Below are 15,489 nucleotides of genomic sequence, written 5' to 3' on the forward strand. Positions count from 1 at the left end.
TCACTAAGACAAACAGACAAAAAGCTTGCCCAGCGAAAACTAGGCAAGCCTTTCTTATTTACATTCCAATCCGCTCCAACACAATGTATTTTGCTTTTCCTAAATAACGCTCCACTTGGCGCAGCACATTTTCCTTCTCCGCAAATGCCCCGACTTGCGTTCCATCCACGATGACGCGCGTCAAATCACTCCCACTTGGCGCCTGTCCCCCTCCTTCGTCCGGCCTGCTTGGCGGAGGATCGTTCGGAGCATTCGGTTTCTTCCGCAGCCCAAGCGCCCGCTCCAACCCGTTCACATGCCCGCGGGCGACCATGCGCAAAAAACGGGTGTCATTCAGTTTTTCTGCATCCTCTTCCCGGTCAATAAACCCGTTCTCCGTGAGCACGGCTGGCATCGCGGTCTCCCGCAGCACATGAAAATTCGCTTTCTTTTTCCCGCAGTCGCGAAATCCTGTAGCTTTGACGACTTCTTCGTGAATGGCATCACGGATGCGGGCTGTTGCCAAATCGTCATCGAGCCGATCATAAATATAATCTTCATACCCCGTGCCGCCACCGGCATTCACGTGAATCGCGACGTATACATCCGCCCCCCCATTGATTGGCCCGGTCCGTCCGCTCATCAAGTGACACCGTTTCATCTTTTGTTCGGCTTAGCTGCACGGAAACTCCTTCATACTCATTTTGCAGCAGACGATTGATTTCGAGAGCGATAAACAACGTAATGTCTTTTTCCAACAACCCGTTGCCGACCGCGCCGGCATCGTTCCCACCGTGACCTGGATCGAGAAAAATTTTAACCATTTTTCTTCTCCTTTCACATCCTTCGTCGTTTCGGAATATGGCACTGTTAGCATAAGCGTGGCACTCCAAAATGCCATAGATACTTCCCCAAGGCCAACAAATAAGGCGCAGTCAAAAAAACGACTGCACCTGACATTCCCGCTGATCGACTTGTTCGATATGATGAAAGCCCCCCACACAGCCATACAAGAAAACATAGACCGCTAGGCATTATACAAACTGTCCACTCTGTTGGCTTCGACTGAACTTGTAAACAGCCAGAAGGAAAAAGGTCAGCGCAAAGGCGAGAAGAATCAACAGATGCCAATACAAACTTCCGAAAGAGCGCCCCTCCTGCAGCTTTACCAAACAATCGAGCGCCCACCGCTGCGGTATAAAATACGCCGCTTTTTGCAAAAATTCCGGCATCAGCTCGACCGGCCAAAAACAGCCGGCCAGCATACATGTCGGCACGGTAATCAATGGCTGCAGCGCCCCGGCGGAAGCAGAGCTGTTCGCAAACATCACTGTAATCAAAGACAAGCCGATCGCGGATAAAGAGAAAAGCAGGAGCACCAGGGCCATTTGCCACATCGGAATATGAGGATCAATATGAAAGATGTTCTTCATGGCCACGAGTGTCACGATGATTTGTGCCGTCATCATCAACAAATTCACCACGATATTCGATAACACATACGTTCTCGCTTGAATCGGCGTCGTCAATAAGCGGGAATAGGTGCGCTCTTCTTTTTCTTTGATGATGATCTCCGTCAAATTTCCCGCTGACATCAACATAATCATGACCAAATAACCGATCGTTTGATACGTGACCCCTTTTTGTTTGGCTGTGTCGGACAGCGAGTGAACGGACAGGCGGAACGGCGCTTGTTGATACCGTTCATACATCTTCCAAAAGAGATCGCGATCCCCATTGGCCAATCGCCCCAATGTCGCCAAATGATCGATGTATTCATGCAAGTACGACTTGATGAACATCGTGATTTCCGCTCCCTTGAGCGAGACAAGTTCGATCGGCCGGGGCTGGCCGTGCTGAACGCTTTCGGAAAACCCTTGGGGGAAAATCAGCACGCCATCCATCTTTTGCGAGGTGATTTGCTCATCGACCGCTGATAACTTCACGCTTTTCACGGAGAGATGATCAAGGCTTTTCAGAAAACGGATCGTATCATCGGTAATCCGTCCTTGATCCTCATTGACGATTCCAATGCGAACTTCCTTGACAGGGTTGCCCCCGGCCGCAAACAAAGACAAAAGGATCGCCGCCAACGGAGTTCCAAAATATAACAAAAAATTGATTTTCCGACGGAAATCGTCCAGTGAAACGTGTTGGAAAGGGCTGTTCCTAAGATGAACATCAGTACGATCGGAAACAGCAGCATAAAAAATAGCGTCCGGACATCACGAAAATCGCTTTTGATTTCCTTGGCTGCAATGCGAAAAATATTCAAAAGAAGCACCTCCCTCGCATGATGGCACTCCAAACAGCTAATCCCGCAAATTTCTCCCCGTCAGCGCCAGAAAGACCGTTTCCAAGTTCGGTGATTTGTCTTCAAGCGAACGGATTTCGACACCGTCATTGATCAGGCATTGCACAATTTCGTTTAAATTATTGACACTGATATCCGAACTGATTTTGATCATATTTTCTTCACATTGCACCGCCTTGACCCCGGGAATGTCTTGAAGATGCTGCTTGTTGAGCCGATCCATTCCCCTGATTTCCAGCCAAATATCTTTTGTATCGGTGATAATCGCTTCCAGCTGCTCCTTTGTCCCCTCTGCGATGATCTTTCCATGATCAATGATGGCGATCCGTGTGCAAATCTCCTCCACTTCCTCCATATAGTGGCTTGTATAAATGATCGTGCATCCCATCTCATTGAGCTTTTTCACCGATGTTCCATGCCTTCTTTGGAAATATGGATGGCGTTTTCCAACAGTTGTTTCGCCTTGTCGCGGTCCCCATCCATCAACCGTTTGGCCGCCTCCATCTGAATGAGCGCTCCAGCGAGCGAGTGGCCGATTTGGTCATGGATGCGCTGCGACAGACGGTTCCGTTCTTCCAACTGCAACGTATATTCCGACTGCTTGATGTATTGATGATATTCGCTGATCCTTCTTGTCAGCCGATGCAAATCGTTGCGCATTTGATCCAAACGATCTTCTTGTTGTTCCATCCGCTCGATGTGCCGCTTGACTGCCGTCACGCTGACAAAACTGAACAATGCCACAAAGCCGTATAATTTCCCCGCCGATGGATCAAGCCAAATCATCGGCGTCAACAACACCGCCCCGATCCCCCAAACTCGGTGGATATACACGGAGGCCAGCTCATACCCATTGAGAGGCAGCAACAACGCCCATAACGGCTCCACAAAGGCGGCGGCTAGAACGAGAAGAGCAACGGAACCAAACGCCGCTCCCCTTTTCCAACTCATATGGCGAACGATCAGGGCAAACAGCTGAAGACAAAAATAGATCAGAGAGACTAGAACAAAGCCCGCTCCCGTTCTCTGTTTCGATGAAATGTAATCGAATGCCGCATAGCCCCATACAATCAGCTTGTAAATGATCAGCAGCGATTCCATAACATCCCCTCAGCCGACTTTTCCCGTCAGATAATAAACGGCAATTTGCGTTCGATGTTGCAGTCCGGTTTTGTCCAAAATCGATGTGATGTAATTGGCCACCGTTCCCTCGGAGAGAAATAGCTGTTTGGCAATCTCTTTATTCGAAAGCCCCTTCGCAATGAGCGCCATAATGTCCAACTCTCGTTCCGTAAACAGGCTTTTATCGATTTTCGGGGCTGCTTCTGTTTCTTCTTTTAAGTTGGACTTAATTTTGTCCATCACAATCTCCTGCATCACCACTTGGCCGTGATAAACCGCTTTGATCGCTTCGCGGATTCGTTCCGGATCGGTATTTTTCAAAAAATATCCTTTTGCACCGTATTGAATGGCGTCTAGAATGTATTCATCATCATCAAACGTCGTCAAGATGAGCGGCTTTGTCTTCGTCTGCTCGCATAGAAGCTTTGTCGCTTCCACTCCATTCATGTTCGGCATGCGCACATCCAATAACGCGACATCAACTTCATGATGTCGACAATAGTCCACTGCCTCTTTCCCATCGCCTACAGTCGCGGCGACATCAAACTCGTCATACGTGCTTAAGATGATCCGCAGCCCTTCGCGGACAAAGGGATTGTCATCGGCGATGAGCACTTTTATGCGCGGAACATGGGACGAAGAGTGATGTTCCATCTTTACCCACCCCTTTTCATCATGACGCCTGTCCACTACCTCGCGTGCATGATTTTCATGATTTACTTTCATTGTAATGAATAAGGGGGATTTCTTCCATTGCCATTAAGGGAAATGAGCCAAAGCAAGAGGTTTCAGATACAGGCATCGGCATCGCGCCGGAGCATTTGCCTTTTTTGTTCGATCGATTTTACCGCACAGATGAAGCCAGAACGCGAAATCGCGGGGGAACCGGATTGGGTCTTGCCATTGCCAAAGAATTCGTATCGGCTCACGGCGGAACAATCGATGTCCATAGCACCCCTGGCCAAGGGACCACCTTTCGGGTCAAGCTTCCCCGCTGACGATAGAGAAGATGTTTATGGTAAAATGGAAAACAGAATTCCATAACTAGAAGGAGGAAGAGCCATGTCCCGCGCAAAAAAATGGGTGCAATATTTCCTTTCCCACCGCCATGTCACGATGGAACTGATCCACAAAATCGACGAAGCGCATTATGATTACAAACCGACGCCGACCTCGATGACAGCGAAGCAGCTGGCGACGCATATGCTGTTCAGCTTCTACAATTTCGCTAACACGGCAAAACACGGCGATCTATCGCTGTTCCGGCAAAAAATCGAGGAACCGGAGACGAATTTGGCCAAGCTGGCGGAAACGTATACGGAAAAGACGAGGCAGCTCATCGAATCGATGAGCGATGACGACTTCGACCGGACGCTTGATTTAACTGCCATCTTTGGCACGCAAATGTCCACAGTTCAGTTCCTGCAATTGGCAATGGACCATGAAATCCACCATAAAGGCCAGCTGTTCGTCTACGTCCGCGGCATGGGGCATACGGACTTGCCGCTGTTTGTGAAACGCGGTTAATCTTCCCCATTTTTGTTTCATCTAACTAAACGAGAAGCTTCTCCGTGAAAATAACAAAAAAAGCCGGCTAAGAAACCCCTAGCCGGCTTTTCCTTTTTGGTTGAGGCGATCTAGTCAATCGAGCAGCTTCCGTCTGCGCACATTCCGCCTTCACCCGCCAACGACCGCAACGGGGAAGCTTGTTGTTCTTCCTCCCATACTTTCTCTAGCGCCCGCCGGAACACGTCAACCGGCTGGGCCCCCGAAATCGCATACTTCCCATTCAGCACGAAAAACGGTACGCCGCGGACGCCCAACGCCGCTGCTTCTTCCTCATCGCGGCGCACCTCTTCCGTATAACGACCACTTGCCAACACCTCCTCGGCTTCCGCCCGGTCAAGCCCGGTTGCTTCGGCGATCGCAAGCAGCACATCGCGGTCGCTGATTCGCTTTGACTCCGTGAAATACGCATAAAACAGCCGTTCCACCATTTCATTCAGCTTCCCTTTTTCCTTGGCATAATGAGCCAAACGGTGGGCGTCAAACGTATTCGTCGGCTTCATCGTCTCAAAGCGGAATGTCAATCCGACCGCTTCCGCCTGCCTGCCGATATCGGCATTGGCCCGCTTCGCTTCCTCGATTGAAATGCCGTATTTGTTAGCAATGATTTCGTGAATCGTCAATGGCGTCTCTTTTTTCGCATTCGGATCCAATTCAAAGCTGCGAAATACAACCTCAACATCTTCTCGGTGCGGAAACTGTTCAAGCGCCTGTTCCAAGCGACGTTTGCCGATATAGCAAAACGGGCAGACAAAATCGGACCATACTTCAATTTTCACGGCCATATCCTCCTCTACTTTTGACGCGCTTCCCCTCCATTGTAGCCCATTGCCGGTCGAATGGCTAACGAAAGGCATGGGGACGGACCCGCCCGCATACATTGTACTACCATGCTGTTGGGACAAGGAGGACAAAAACCGATGCATTCTCACGAACTAGGCGCCTTTCTATTGCGGATTGTCACCGGATTCATCTTTTTCGCCCATGGGTGGGTGAAATGGCAACGGGGGCTTGAGGCGGCAGCGGATTCGTTTGTTGCTATGGGCCTTCCCGGCTGGCTCGCCTACATCGTGACGATCATAGAGCTTGCTGGGGGCTGGGCGATGATGCTTGGCCTTGGCACACGCCCGATCGCCGCGGCATTTGCCGTCATCATGGTCGGGGCCATCGCCACGGCGAAAGTCGACGCCGGCTTGCTCGGCAACGGCCGGGAAACGGGCTATGAATTCAATCTCGCCTTGCTCGCTATGTCCGTATATTTGTGGCTGAACGGCAGCCGGCTTTGGTCGTTAGACACGGTTATCGGGCGGCCGCGGGGCTAAGTAGGCACAAAAACGGGTGTCCCTCACAGCGGGACACCTTTTTCTTGCTTAATAAGGCTGAATAAGACTGGACAAATCTTGTCCTTGCTTGTCGGTACGCTGCTTCATCCTTTTTCCACTGTCAGCTTGACGACGCGCTCGCCGATGGCCCGAATCAACTCCGGCGGCATCGGGAAACTGACTGCAGCCGGGTCAGATGCCACCGCTGGAATCGTCGCCGCGAATTGTTCTTCCGTCATCGGATAGTCGGCAAAATCAGCCGGCAGCCCGATGTCATCGCGCAATTGGCGAATTCGCTCAATGGACTTTACCAACAGCGCTTCATTGCCTTGACCGTGATCATAAATGCCAAGCGCTTGAGCCAACAGCTTCGCTTTCGGCAAATACAATTCCGGAATCGCTTCCATCACGACTGGCAAAAAGACGGCGTTCGCCAAGCCATGTGGAATGCGAAACATCGCTCCGTACGCATGGGCGAAATTGTGCACCGGAATGGCGTTTAACGCAAAGCTGAACGCGGTGATGCCAAGCAAGCTCGCATGCAGCATCTCCAAGCGGGCGCGGATGTCCCCGCCGTCACGAACCGCCTCCGGCAAGTAGTCACGAATCAAACGGATCGCCTGCAAGGCGCATGCATCGGTGAGCGCGGTCGCCATCGGCGAGGCGAGCGCTTCAATGGCATGGGTGAGCGCGTCCATGCCGGTAAACGCCGTCACCTTCGGGGGAAGCCCTACCGTTAAATCCGGATCCAAAACGGCCACATCAGCGTTGATAAACGGATTGATGATGTTCGTTTTCAAGCGCAGCTCTTCATTATAAATGACTGCGATCGGCGATACTTCCGACCCCGTGCCGGCCGTCGTCGGGATGGCGATGTGCGGGATCGGCATGAATTGCGCTTGCGGGAACGACTCGTACCGCAGCCCGCCTGGAATCGCCTCTTTAATATCACGCAACCCTTTAAACAGGGCGTATTTCACCCCTTTGGCCGTATCCAGCACACTGCCGCCGCCGACCGCCAACAAGGCGTCAGCTCCGACAGCGCGCGCATAGCGCACCGCTTCATTGACGCATTCACTTTCCGCATCCTGGCGGATATCCAAAAAGATGCCGACAAGCTCTGGTCCGACTCCATGCGTCGTCAAGTCAAAGAGGCTCGCTACTTTTTCGACAACCCCAGCTTGCTCGAGCCCACGGTCAGAAAGCAATAGCACCCGTTTAGCGCCCAGCCCGCGAAACAAATCCGGCACGAGCGCTCGGGTGTTCGACCCGGTGTAAATTGCCGTGCGCAGCCAAAAGTTCGCTAACGTCGTCATGTTCCTTCATCCCCCTTTACTTTTTCATCATGGTGTGCAGGCGAGAAAACAGCACTTGATACCATTTCCGTTTCCCAAGCTCCGGCACCATTGATGTGTGCACATGCTTCAGCTGCGTGTAAGCATCAAGTGAATATTTGCCCATCTCGCGCCCGATGCCGCTTTGTTTGTAGCCGCCAAACGGCGCGTCATTGCGAAGCATATGCCAGTCATTGATCCAGACGACGCCAGCCTGCAGGCGCCCGGCGATGGCGTACGCCTTGTTGACGTCTCGCGTCCAGACGCCGGCCGCAAGCCCGTAGATCGTGTCGTTGGCCATCGCCACCGCTTCTTCCACGTCATGATAGCGGATGATCGACAACACTGGACCGAAAATCTCTTCTTGAGCGATTTTCATGTCATTCGTGACATTCGAAAAAATCGTCGGCGCGACAAAATGGCCGCCTTCACAGCCGGGCACTTCGACTTCATGACCTCCGCATACAATGGTCGCACCTTCTTGCTTGCCGGCTTCAATATAGGAGAGCACTGTCTCTTTTTGCCGCTTGGAGATAACCGGCCCGACGTCGGTCGCCGGATCGAGCGGATGGCCGATTTGCAGCGTCTTCGTCAGGGCGACAAGCCGCTCGACCACTTCATCATGGAGCCGTTCAGGCACAAACAGCCTTGTTCCCGATTCGCACAACTGACCAGAGTGCAAAAAGACGCCAAACAAACTGCCGGGAACGGCAAGGTCCAAATCCGCATCTTCGAGCAAAATGTTCGGCGACTTGCCGCCAAGCTCAAGCGTAACGTTTTTCACCGTTTCCGCCGCCAACGCCATAATGCGGCGGCCGACTTCCGTCGAACCGGTGAACGCCACCTTGTCAACTTGCGGATGGCGGACAAGCGCCTCCCCGACATCGGCGCCGGGACCAGCCACCACGTTGATGACCCCCGGCGGCACGAAGGACGAAATGATTTCCGCCAGCTTCAGTGTCGACAGCGGTGTGTAGCTCGCCGGTTTCACGACGATCGTATTGCCCGCTGCCAGCGCCGGGGCGATTTTCCACGACGCGATCATGAGCGGCAAGTTCCATGGTGTGATCGCCGCGCAAACCCCGATCGGCTCGCGCCAAACAAAGTTATGCGCCGGTCCGGGAAACGGCGGAATCGGCAGTGTTTCCGAAAACGGGTACTCTTGGACGATGTTTGCCATCGTTTGGAATAGATCGACCGTCTGCAAAATATCGATCGAGCTGATGCGCCGGATCGTCCCTCCGCTTGAGATTGCTTCCAAATAGGCGAGCTCTTGAGCGTTGGCGGCAATGGCTTGGGCGATCGCATTCAGCACGCGCGCCCGTTCTTTCGGTTTCATCGCCTTCCAATCGGTCTCGTCAAACGCCTTGCGCGCCGCCTTCACCGCCCGGTCAACATCATCCGCTGTCGCCTTCGCGACAGTCGCCACCACCTCTCCGGTCGCCGGATTGTATACGTGAAACGTTTCCCCGCTCGTTGCCGGCTGCCATTGGCCGTCAATGAAGAGTGGAAAATGATGCACTTGCACATGAGTGGTCATGACGATTTCTCCCTTCCTTGTTTTCGACTCTCAACCTCTAGCCAACGTTTTCGCTTTCCTCAAGACCGAACAGCTCGTCAAACGGTTTCTCCTGCGCTTTTTTCAACACTTCCATCCTCGCTGCCAGTTGGCGAGCGGTGAAATTCATGATATCGGCATGGTGGTCGGGTCCGAAAATCGAATCGTGGGCCGCTGCTTCCAACCGCTTTGCCTTTTGGTAAAGCCGAAACGGGAACGAATCCTCCTGCAGCCCGCGGCTGCCTGTTGTGACCAACGGCTCGGCACGACGCACGCTCACCACTCCTTTTCCATTTTTCTTGAAATGTCGGCTGGTGTTGTACTTCTGGATAGATGAACGCGGGGACAACCAATCAATGTAAAGGCTTACAAATAGGCTGTTGCGACAATAGGCGGGTTGCTGGCAAAAAGGCAGGTTGTAAAAATGACCAAAATGTTATGAATAGTCAATCATTTTCCCTCATTCTAGCAACCTTCCCTTTCTTTCGTCAACAAAAAGCGAATGACATTTTCCGACAATAACGCTAAAAAAACAGAGGGGGTCACAACAGCATCGAGACCTCCTCTGCCACGGCCGTATATCCGCATCGAGCTGATTTGTTATTCAATCTCTCGCACTCCTCTTGAAAGCCAGCACCTCGTTAGGACAGCACCTACTCCGGTCATGCCCGCACTTTTCCGTATTCTTTCCGCAGTTCGCTCGCAATGATGTTGCGCTGGATTTCCGAGGTACCTTCGTAAATTTTCGTAATGCGGGCATCGCGGAAGTAACGTTCGATCGGGTAGTCTTTCATGTAGCCGAGGCCGCCGTGGATTTGCACGGCCATGTCAGCGATTTTGTTGTACACTTCCGAACCGAACAGCTTGGCGATGGCCGCTTCTTTGACGACGCGCATCTTTTGGTCGACCATCCAGGCGACGCGGTAGACGGTCGAACGCAGCACTTCGATCAACATGCTCATTTCCGCCAGCATATGCTGGATCGCTTGCTGCTCGATAATCGGCTTGCCGAACTGTTCACGCTGTTCGGCGTATTCCATGCAGTATTCCAAGAGGCGGATGCACGAGCCGAGGTTGCGCGCGGCAAGACCAGCACGGCCGTTCGCTAAAATCTTCAAGGCGTTGACATACCCTTCGCCTTCTCTCCCGAGCACGTTTTCGGCCGGCACTTCCAAGTTGTCAAAAAACAGCTCAGCCGAATGCGATCCGCGCAGCCCCATTTTCCGCTCGACTTTTCCGACGATAAAGCCGGGAAAATCTTTTTCTACGATAAAGGACGTGATGCCTTTCGGGCCTTTCGACGGATCGGTGACTGCCATGACGGTAAACACATGGGCGTCGACAGCGTTCGTAATATAATGTTTCGAGCCGTTAATGATGTAGCGGTCGCCTTTGCGGACGGCGGTCGTTTTGATCGCAGCGGCGTTTGATCCGGCGCTGGGCTCAGTGAGAGCAAAAGCGCCGATCCATTCGCCCGTCGCCATCTTTGGCAAATAGCGCTGCTTTTGTTCTTCCGTGCCGAGCTCAACGATGCCGACGGTGCCGATGCCGGTATGGGCGCCGATTAACGTCGTATAGCCGTTATGCGTTTTGCCGAGCTCTTCGTAAATGGCGCATTTGCCGACCATTGACAAACCGAGGCCTCCGTACTCTTCCGGAATGCTTAATCCAAACAGCCCCATTTCTTTCGACTTTTCAATGATATCTTGCGGAATCTGGTCATTTTCCTCAATATCCATCGCCACCGGTTCGACAACTTCTCTCACAAACTTGCGGACGTTTTCTTTTAAAAATTCAATCTCGGCTGGCAGCGTGAAATCCATCTTCTTCCCCTCCCCATGATTGAATTCCATATTTTTGCGCCTTGCGCACGAGTGTCGACGCATCGACACCAAGCAGTTTCGCAGCCCGCCGATACGTCTTCGCCTTGTGAAGCGCCTTGATGATCAGCTGGCGCTCGACCTCAGCCGTTGCCTGTTTGAGCGGGATGATCTCTCCGACCGCCACCGGGCTCGCAGCTGGCTCCGGTTCAAGGTGGAGCCATTTCGCCACTTGGTGTTCGTCAATGACTGGGGAAACGGCGGTCACAAACATACGTTCTACAGCATTAACGAGCTCTCGAACGTTGCCGGGCCAGTGATAGTCCATCATCGCCGCCAGCGCTCCGTCGGTAAAGACAAGCGGTTTTTGATACTTTTCCGCAAACCGCTTTCGGTAATGGTCAACCAAGAGCGGAATATCTTCTTTCCGGTCGCGCAGCGGCGGAATGGCAATCGGCATCACGTTCAGCCGGTAAAACAAATCAGCGCGAAACTGCCCAGCGGCAACAAGCTCCTCAAGCGGCTTGTTCGTCGCGGCGATGACACGCACATCGATCCGCTTCGGCGCCTCCGCCCCCAACCTCATGATTTCCATCGACTGCAACACGCGAAGGAGCTTCACTTGCAGGTGAAGCGGAATTTCACTGATTTCATCGAGAAAAATCGTCCCGCCATCCGCCTGCTCGAAATAGCCTTTTTTCCCTTTCTTCGCCGCTCCGGTGAACGCCCCCGGCTCGTAGCCGAACAGTTCAGACTCCATCAACGTCTCGGGGATCGCCCCGCAATTCACTTTCACAAACGGTCGGGCGCGGCGGGCGCTTTGTTTCCAAATGTAGTTCGCCAATTCCTCTTTCCCGGTGCCCGACTCTCCGGTCAACAACAACGTCACATCGACAGCCGCCGCTTGGCGGGCGATATTGACAACATGCGCCATCGCTGGAGCGCGATAAATGAGATGATCTTCTTCCTGACGGCCCAACATATGAAGGAGCCGTTTCGTCTCCTCCAGTTCCGAGCGCAGCTGTTCCATCTCGGTCATATCTTTGACGTAGAGAACAACCCGCTCTGCCCGCCCATCTTCCTCGATGATCGGCACCGCGGAAACGATCCAAATATTTCCTGTTTCCATCCCCTGATGAAGCATCGAACAGGGCTGACGTCCATCAAGCGCCTGTCGAACGACCCGGTCAAGCGGGGCGGTCACCCGCTCTTGCTCCGTTCCTAGAAACAGCGCATCCCATTTTTTGTTTCGCCGCGTGATCATTCCACTGCGGTCCGTGATAGCGATGCCGTCGCTGGATGCCTCCATCACCGTTTGCAATTCATTGACGATGCGCTTGACGGTCTCAAGTTCGTTGGAGATAAATTCAATCTCGGAAATGTCTTGAAACACCCCGACCGCCCCAACGACCTTCCCCTCGTCGATAATTGGCGAGCGGTTTGTAATATAGACGCGCTTGCCGACGCGGTATTTTTCCGTATGCCCTTTGCCGGTGCGCACGACCTCGAGCAAGCCAGACGGGATCACGACATCGGTCAAAAACTTGCCGATGGCTTCTTCTTTCGTCGTCCGCGCCATTTTCTCAGCCGGTGGATTGATCGATGTAATCCGTCCTTTTGCATCGATCGATAAAATGCCGTTATGGGCGGCGTTGAAAATGGCATCCAAATGTTTTAAGCGGAGTTGTGCCACCTTCGCATATGCCGTCAAATGCTGCTCTTTCGTCAACACACCGACAAGGCGTCCGCTCTCATCGACAACGGGCCGGAGCGGACCGCCGCCAAACTCGATCACTTCCACACGGTCGTGAATGGAAAGCGGCGGCAGCGACGGGCGCATCACCTCACGCACAGTTGTTTTCCCTTGGACAAGACCGAACAACACGTCTTTGACCGCCACCACGCCGACGATTTCCTCACTGCAACGGCATACGACCATCCCATCAAGTCCATATTCAACGAATGTCCGAGCCGCTTCATCAAGGGAATCGCTTTCAAAAATTACTGCCTTTGCCTTCACCATGATGTCTCCGACCATCATTGCCATTTCCTCTCCCACCGTTCCGCCTTATTTTCTACTCAAGCAATTTTTGTGCCAAAAAAGTTCCCGCTATTCAGAAAAAACAAACCCCTAGAAGGCTGGTGAAAAACAACGAATTCGCTCGGTTTGTGAGAAATCGTAAGGAAGGAGGTTATGGTGTTGCAAGGTTTTTCAATTTGAGAAACACTGTTGGAGAGCAGCATTTCCCCTTAAATCACCAACCTTCTAAAATTCATCTTACTTGATCGCTTGTTGCCAAACAACAACATATTGTTGCAATCTCGCAACAACAGTTCTGCCGTTATTCAGCTAAAAAATGTTGTTATTTCGCAACACTCATTAGTCACTTCTTTGCAACTATATAGATGCAACAAAGAAGTTTAACATATCCTTGACAGAAAAGTGGTTTGCCCATTTTCGACTGTCGAAGGCAAGCGTGTGGCTTGCCTCCGTCACGCCTTAGCGTGACGGAAGACCGAACAACGACTCGCTTCACAGACCCATTCATGGGTCTGGAAGCGGCGTTGTTCGGTCACTCGACAGTCGGATGCAATGACCGGCAAAGACGAAAAATGTTAAAGCTTTAAATTGCATCTATATAAAATTGATTCCCATTTTCAAAAAATCATTGTTTTTTTCATTGGATGCGCTATAATAATATTGATATTGATTATCATTTTCTTGATCCGGAAGGAGGTGGCCTCATGGTCCGCCTATACGCCGAGGAGTTGACCGTCCGCTACGATGACCGGACGATTTTCGAACGCTTGTCCGTCCGCATTCCCGACCGACAAATCACAGCCATTATTGGACCAAACGGATGCGGAAAATCGACGCTGCTCAAGACGTTGACGCGCATCATTTCCCCGCAGTCCGGCGCCGTCATTTTGGACGGCCGGGCCATTTCGCAACAGCCAACGAAAGAACTGGCGAAAAAAATAGCTATTTTGCCGCAGACGCCGGAAGCGACAAGCGGATTGACCGTCGCTGAGCTCGTCTCGTACGGCCGCTTCCCTTATCAAAGAGGATGGGGCCGCCTAACGAAACAAGATTACGAAGCAATCGACTGGGCGCTTGCCGTAACGAAAACAGCCGATTTGAAACACCGGCCGGTTGACGCCCTCTCCGGCGGACAGCGGCAGCGCGTCTGGATCGCCATGGCGCTCGCTCAAGAGACGGACATCATCTTTTTGGACGAACCGACGACGTATTTGGACATCGCCCACCAGCTCGAGGTGCTCGAGCTGCTTGAACGGCTGAACAAAGAAGAAGGGCGGACAATTGTGATGGTGCTCCATGACATTAACCAAGCGGCGCGGTTTTCCGACTATGTGATCGCCATGAAGGCGGGCACGATCGTCAAAGCCGGGCCGAGCGAAGACGTCATTTGCCGCGATGTGCTTCGCGACGTGTTTGGCATTGACGCTGACATCGGCCGCGACCCGCGGACGAACAAACCGATTTGCTTCACTTATCAACTGCTTAGGGAGGCTTGATTCGTCATGAGGAAAACATGGCTTTCCTTGTTGCTTCTTTTGGCGCTTGTGCTAAGCGCCTGCGGCAACGCGGCGGACGACAACAAGAACAGCAGCGCTTCACCAAAAGAAAAAAAGCCGGAAACGATTACATACCAATCGGAAAACGGACCGGTGGAAGTACCGGCTGATCCAAAACGCGTCGTCGTCTTATCGACGTTTGCTGGGCATGTGCTGGCCTTGGACGTCCCCATTGTTGGCGTGGATTCGTGGTCGAAAATGAGCCCGCTTTTTCAAGAAAAACTGAAAGATGCCGAAGTCGTGACCGATGAAGACATTGAAAAAATTATGGCGTTAAAACCGGACTTAATTATCGGATTATCCAATACGAAAAACGTCGATAAATTAAGCAAAATCGCCCCGACCGTCACGTTTACATACGGAAAGGTCGATTATTTAACACAGTTTCTAGAGATTGGTAAACTGTTAAATAAAGAAAAAGAAGCGAAAGCATGGATTGACGACTTCAAACAACGGGCGCAACAAGCCGGGGAAGAAATCCGGGCGAAAATTGGCGAAAACGCAACGGTCACCGTAGCCGAAAACTTTGATAAGCAGCTGTATGTGTTCGGCAACAATTGGGCGCGCGGCACAGAAATTTTGTATCAAGAAATGAAGCTGAAAATGCCAAAAGCGGTCGAAGAGCAGGCGCTCAAACCGGGCTACTATGCCGTTTCCCTTGAAGCGCTGCCGCAGTTTGTCGGCGATTACCTCATCTTAAGCAAAAACGGCGACGGCGATACATCGTTTATGGAAACGAACACGTTTAAAAACATCCCTGCTGTCAAAAACGGCCGTATGTTCGTCGCTGATGCCAAGGCGTTTTATTTCAATGACCCGATTACGTTAGACTACCAGCTCGATTTCTTTAAAAAGCATTTTTTAGGCCAATAATGAC

13 protein-coding genes and 4 pseudogenes are annotated in these 15,489 nt (G+C 52.1%); 5 read left to right on the top strand and 12 right to left on the bottom strand.

The window, feature by feature from the left end; translation table 11 throughout:
• Window positions 1-58: 58 nt before the first annotated feature.
• The 6 genes and pseudogenes from GZ1_RS09965 to GZ1_RS09985 all read right to left on the bottom strand — a co-directional run bounded on the left by GZ1_RS09965 (window position 59) and on the right by GZ1_RS09985 (window position 4,069).
• Window positions 59-803: pseudogene (locus GZ1_RS09965) on the bottom strand (N-acetylmuramoyl-L-alanine amidase family protein).
• A 210-nt stretch (window positions 804-1,013) separates the two neighbouring features.
• The gene (locus GZ1_RS09970) at window positions 1,014-2,123 is read right to left on the bottom strand and encodes an ABC transporter permease (RefSeq protein ID WP_060788402.1); all 1,110 of its coding nucleotides are present in this window, start codon (window positions 2,121-2,123) and stop codon (window positions 1,014-1,016) included.
• A pseudogene (locus GZ1_RS18930) lies at window positions 2,123-2,254 on the bottom strand (ABC transporter permease); the annotation flags it as partial. The gene GZ1_RS09970 and the pseudogene GZ1_RS18930, both read right to left, overlap by 1 nt.
• Before the next feature lie 37 nt (window positions 2,255-2,291).
• Window positions 2,292-2,702: pseudogene (locus tag GZ1_RS09975) on the bottom strand (DrrA family ABC transporter ATP-binding protein); the annotation flags it as partial.
• Window positions 2,696-3,394 carry a histidine kinase gene (locus tag GZ1_RS19815; RefSeq protein WP_306304590.1) on the bottom strand — a complete coding sequence of 233 codons (699 nt, stop codon included), beginning with the start codon at window positions 3,392-3,394 and terminating at the stop codon, window positions 2,696-2,698. The pseudogene GZ1_RS09975 and the gene GZ1_RS19815, both read right to left, overlap by 7 nt.
• A gap of 9 nt (window positions 3,395-3,403) precedes the next feature.
• Window positions 3,404-4,069 (bottom strand): response regulator, encoded by a 666-nt coding sequence (locus GZ1_RS09985; RefSeq protein WP_021322039.1) that lies wholly within the window; start codon window positions 4,067-4,069, stop codon window positions 3,404-3,406.
• Window positions 4,070-4,155: 86 nt separating this feature from the next.
• On the opposite strand from GZ1_RS09985, the pseudogene GZ1_RS09990 reads away from it, so the two are divergent.
• Together GZ1_RS09990 and GZ1_RS09995 are read left to right on the top strand one after the other, a co-directional pair.
• Window positions 4,156-4,413 (top strand): annotated as a pseudogene (locus tag GZ1_RS09990) (sensor histidine kinase); the annotation flags it as partial.
• Between the two features lie 64 nt (window positions 4,414-4,477).
• Window positions 4,478-4,942 carry a DinB family protein gene (locus GZ1_RS09995; RefSeq protein WP_020278921.1) on the top strand — a complete coding sequence of 155 codons (465 nt, stop codon included), beginning with the start codon at window positions 4,478-4,480 and terminating at the stop codon, window positions 4,940-4,942.
• 110 nt (window positions 4,943-5,052) lie between these two features.
• On the opposite strand, the gene GZ1_RS10000 is transcribed toward GZ1_RS09995, so the two are convergent.
• Window positions 5,053-5,760, bottom strand: a complete 708-nt coding sequence (locus GZ1_RS10000) for a DsbA family oxidoreductase (protein WP_031206260.1) — start codon at window positions 5,758-5,760, stop codon at window positions 5,053-5,055.
• A 141-nt stretch (window positions 5,761-5,901) separates the two neighbouring features.
• Between GZ1_RS10000 and GZ1_RS10005 the strand changes: the two genes are divergently transcribed.
• Window positions 5,902-6,303, top strand: coding sequence for a DoxX family protein (locus GZ1_RS10005; RefSeq protein WP_011229711.1), 402 nt, complete (start codon window positions 5,902-5,904; stop codon window positions 6,301-6,303).
• A gap of 104 nt (window positions 6,304-6,407) precedes the next feature.
• Here GZ1_RS10005 and GZ1_RS10010 read toward each other — a convergent pair whose 3' ends face one another.
• The 5 genes from GZ1_RS10010 to GZ1_RS10030 all read right to left on the bottom strand — a co-directional run bounded on the left by GZ1_RS10010 (window position 6,408) and on the right by GZ1_RS10030 (window position 13,062).
• Window positions 6,408-7,619, bottom strand: a complete 1,212-nt coding sequence (locus GZ1_RS10010; protein WP_021322041.1) for an iron-containing alcohol dehydrogenase — start codon at window positions 7,617-7,619, stop codon at window positions 6,408-6,410.
• 16 nt (window positions 7,620-7,635) lie between these two features.
• The gene (locus tag GZ1_RS10015) at window positions 7,636-9,177 is read right to left on the bottom strand and encodes an aldehyde dehydrogenase family protein (protein WP_021322042.1); all 1,542 of its coding nucleotides are present in this window, start codon (window positions 9,175-9,177) and stop codon (window positions 7,636-7,638) included.
• A 37-nt stretch (window positions 9,178-9,214) separates the two neighbouring features.
• Entirely contained in the window at window positions 9,215-9,469 is a 255-nt protein-coding gene (locus GZ1_RS10020; RefSeq protein ID WP_021322043.1) for a hypothetical protein, read from the bottom strand.
• Between the two features lie 388 nt (window positions 9,470-9,857).
• Window positions 9,858-11,018, bottom strand: coding sequence for an acyl-CoA dehydrogenase family protein (locus GZ1_RS10025; RefSeq protein WP_011229707.1), 1,161 nt, complete (start codon window positions 11,016-11,018; stop codon window positions 9,858-9,860).
• Window positions 10,990-13,062, bottom strand: a complete 2,073-nt coding sequence (locus GZ1_RS10030) for a sigma-54-dependent Fis family transcriptional regulator (protein ID WP_033013392.1) — start codon at window positions 13,060-13,062, stop codon at window positions 10,990-10,992. The genes GZ1_RS10025 and GZ1_RS10030 overlap by 29 nt, the downstream gene beginning before the upstream one ends.
• A 698-nt stretch (window positions 13,063-13,760) precedes the next feature.
• On the opposite strand from GZ1_RS10030, the gene GZ1_RS10035 reads away from it, so the two are divergent.
• Both GZ1_RS10035 and GZ1_RS10040 read left to right on the top strand, forming a co-directional pair.
• Window positions 13,761-14,552 carry an ABC transporter ATP-binding protein gene (locus GZ1_RS10035; protein ID WP_011229704.1) on the top strand — a complete coding sequence of 264 codons (792 nt, stop codon included), beginning with the start codon at window positions 13,761-13,763 and terminating at the stop codon, window positions 14,550-14,552.
• A 6-nt stretch (window positions 14,553-14,558) separates the two neighbouring features.
• Complete coding sequence (locus GZ1_RS10040; protein ID WP_021322045.1) at window positions 14,559-15,485, top strand: iron-hydroxamate ABC transporter substrate-binding protein; 927 nt, start codon at window positions 14,559-14,561, stop codon at window positions 15,483-15,485.
• The last annotated feature ends 4 nt before the right edge of the window (window positions 15,486-15,489 follow it).

Source organism: Geobacillus zalihae NBRC 101842, from assembly GCF_001544135.1.
Lineage (GTDB): Bacteria > Bacillota > Bacilli > Bacillales > Anoxybacillaceae > Geobacillus > Geobacillus zalihae.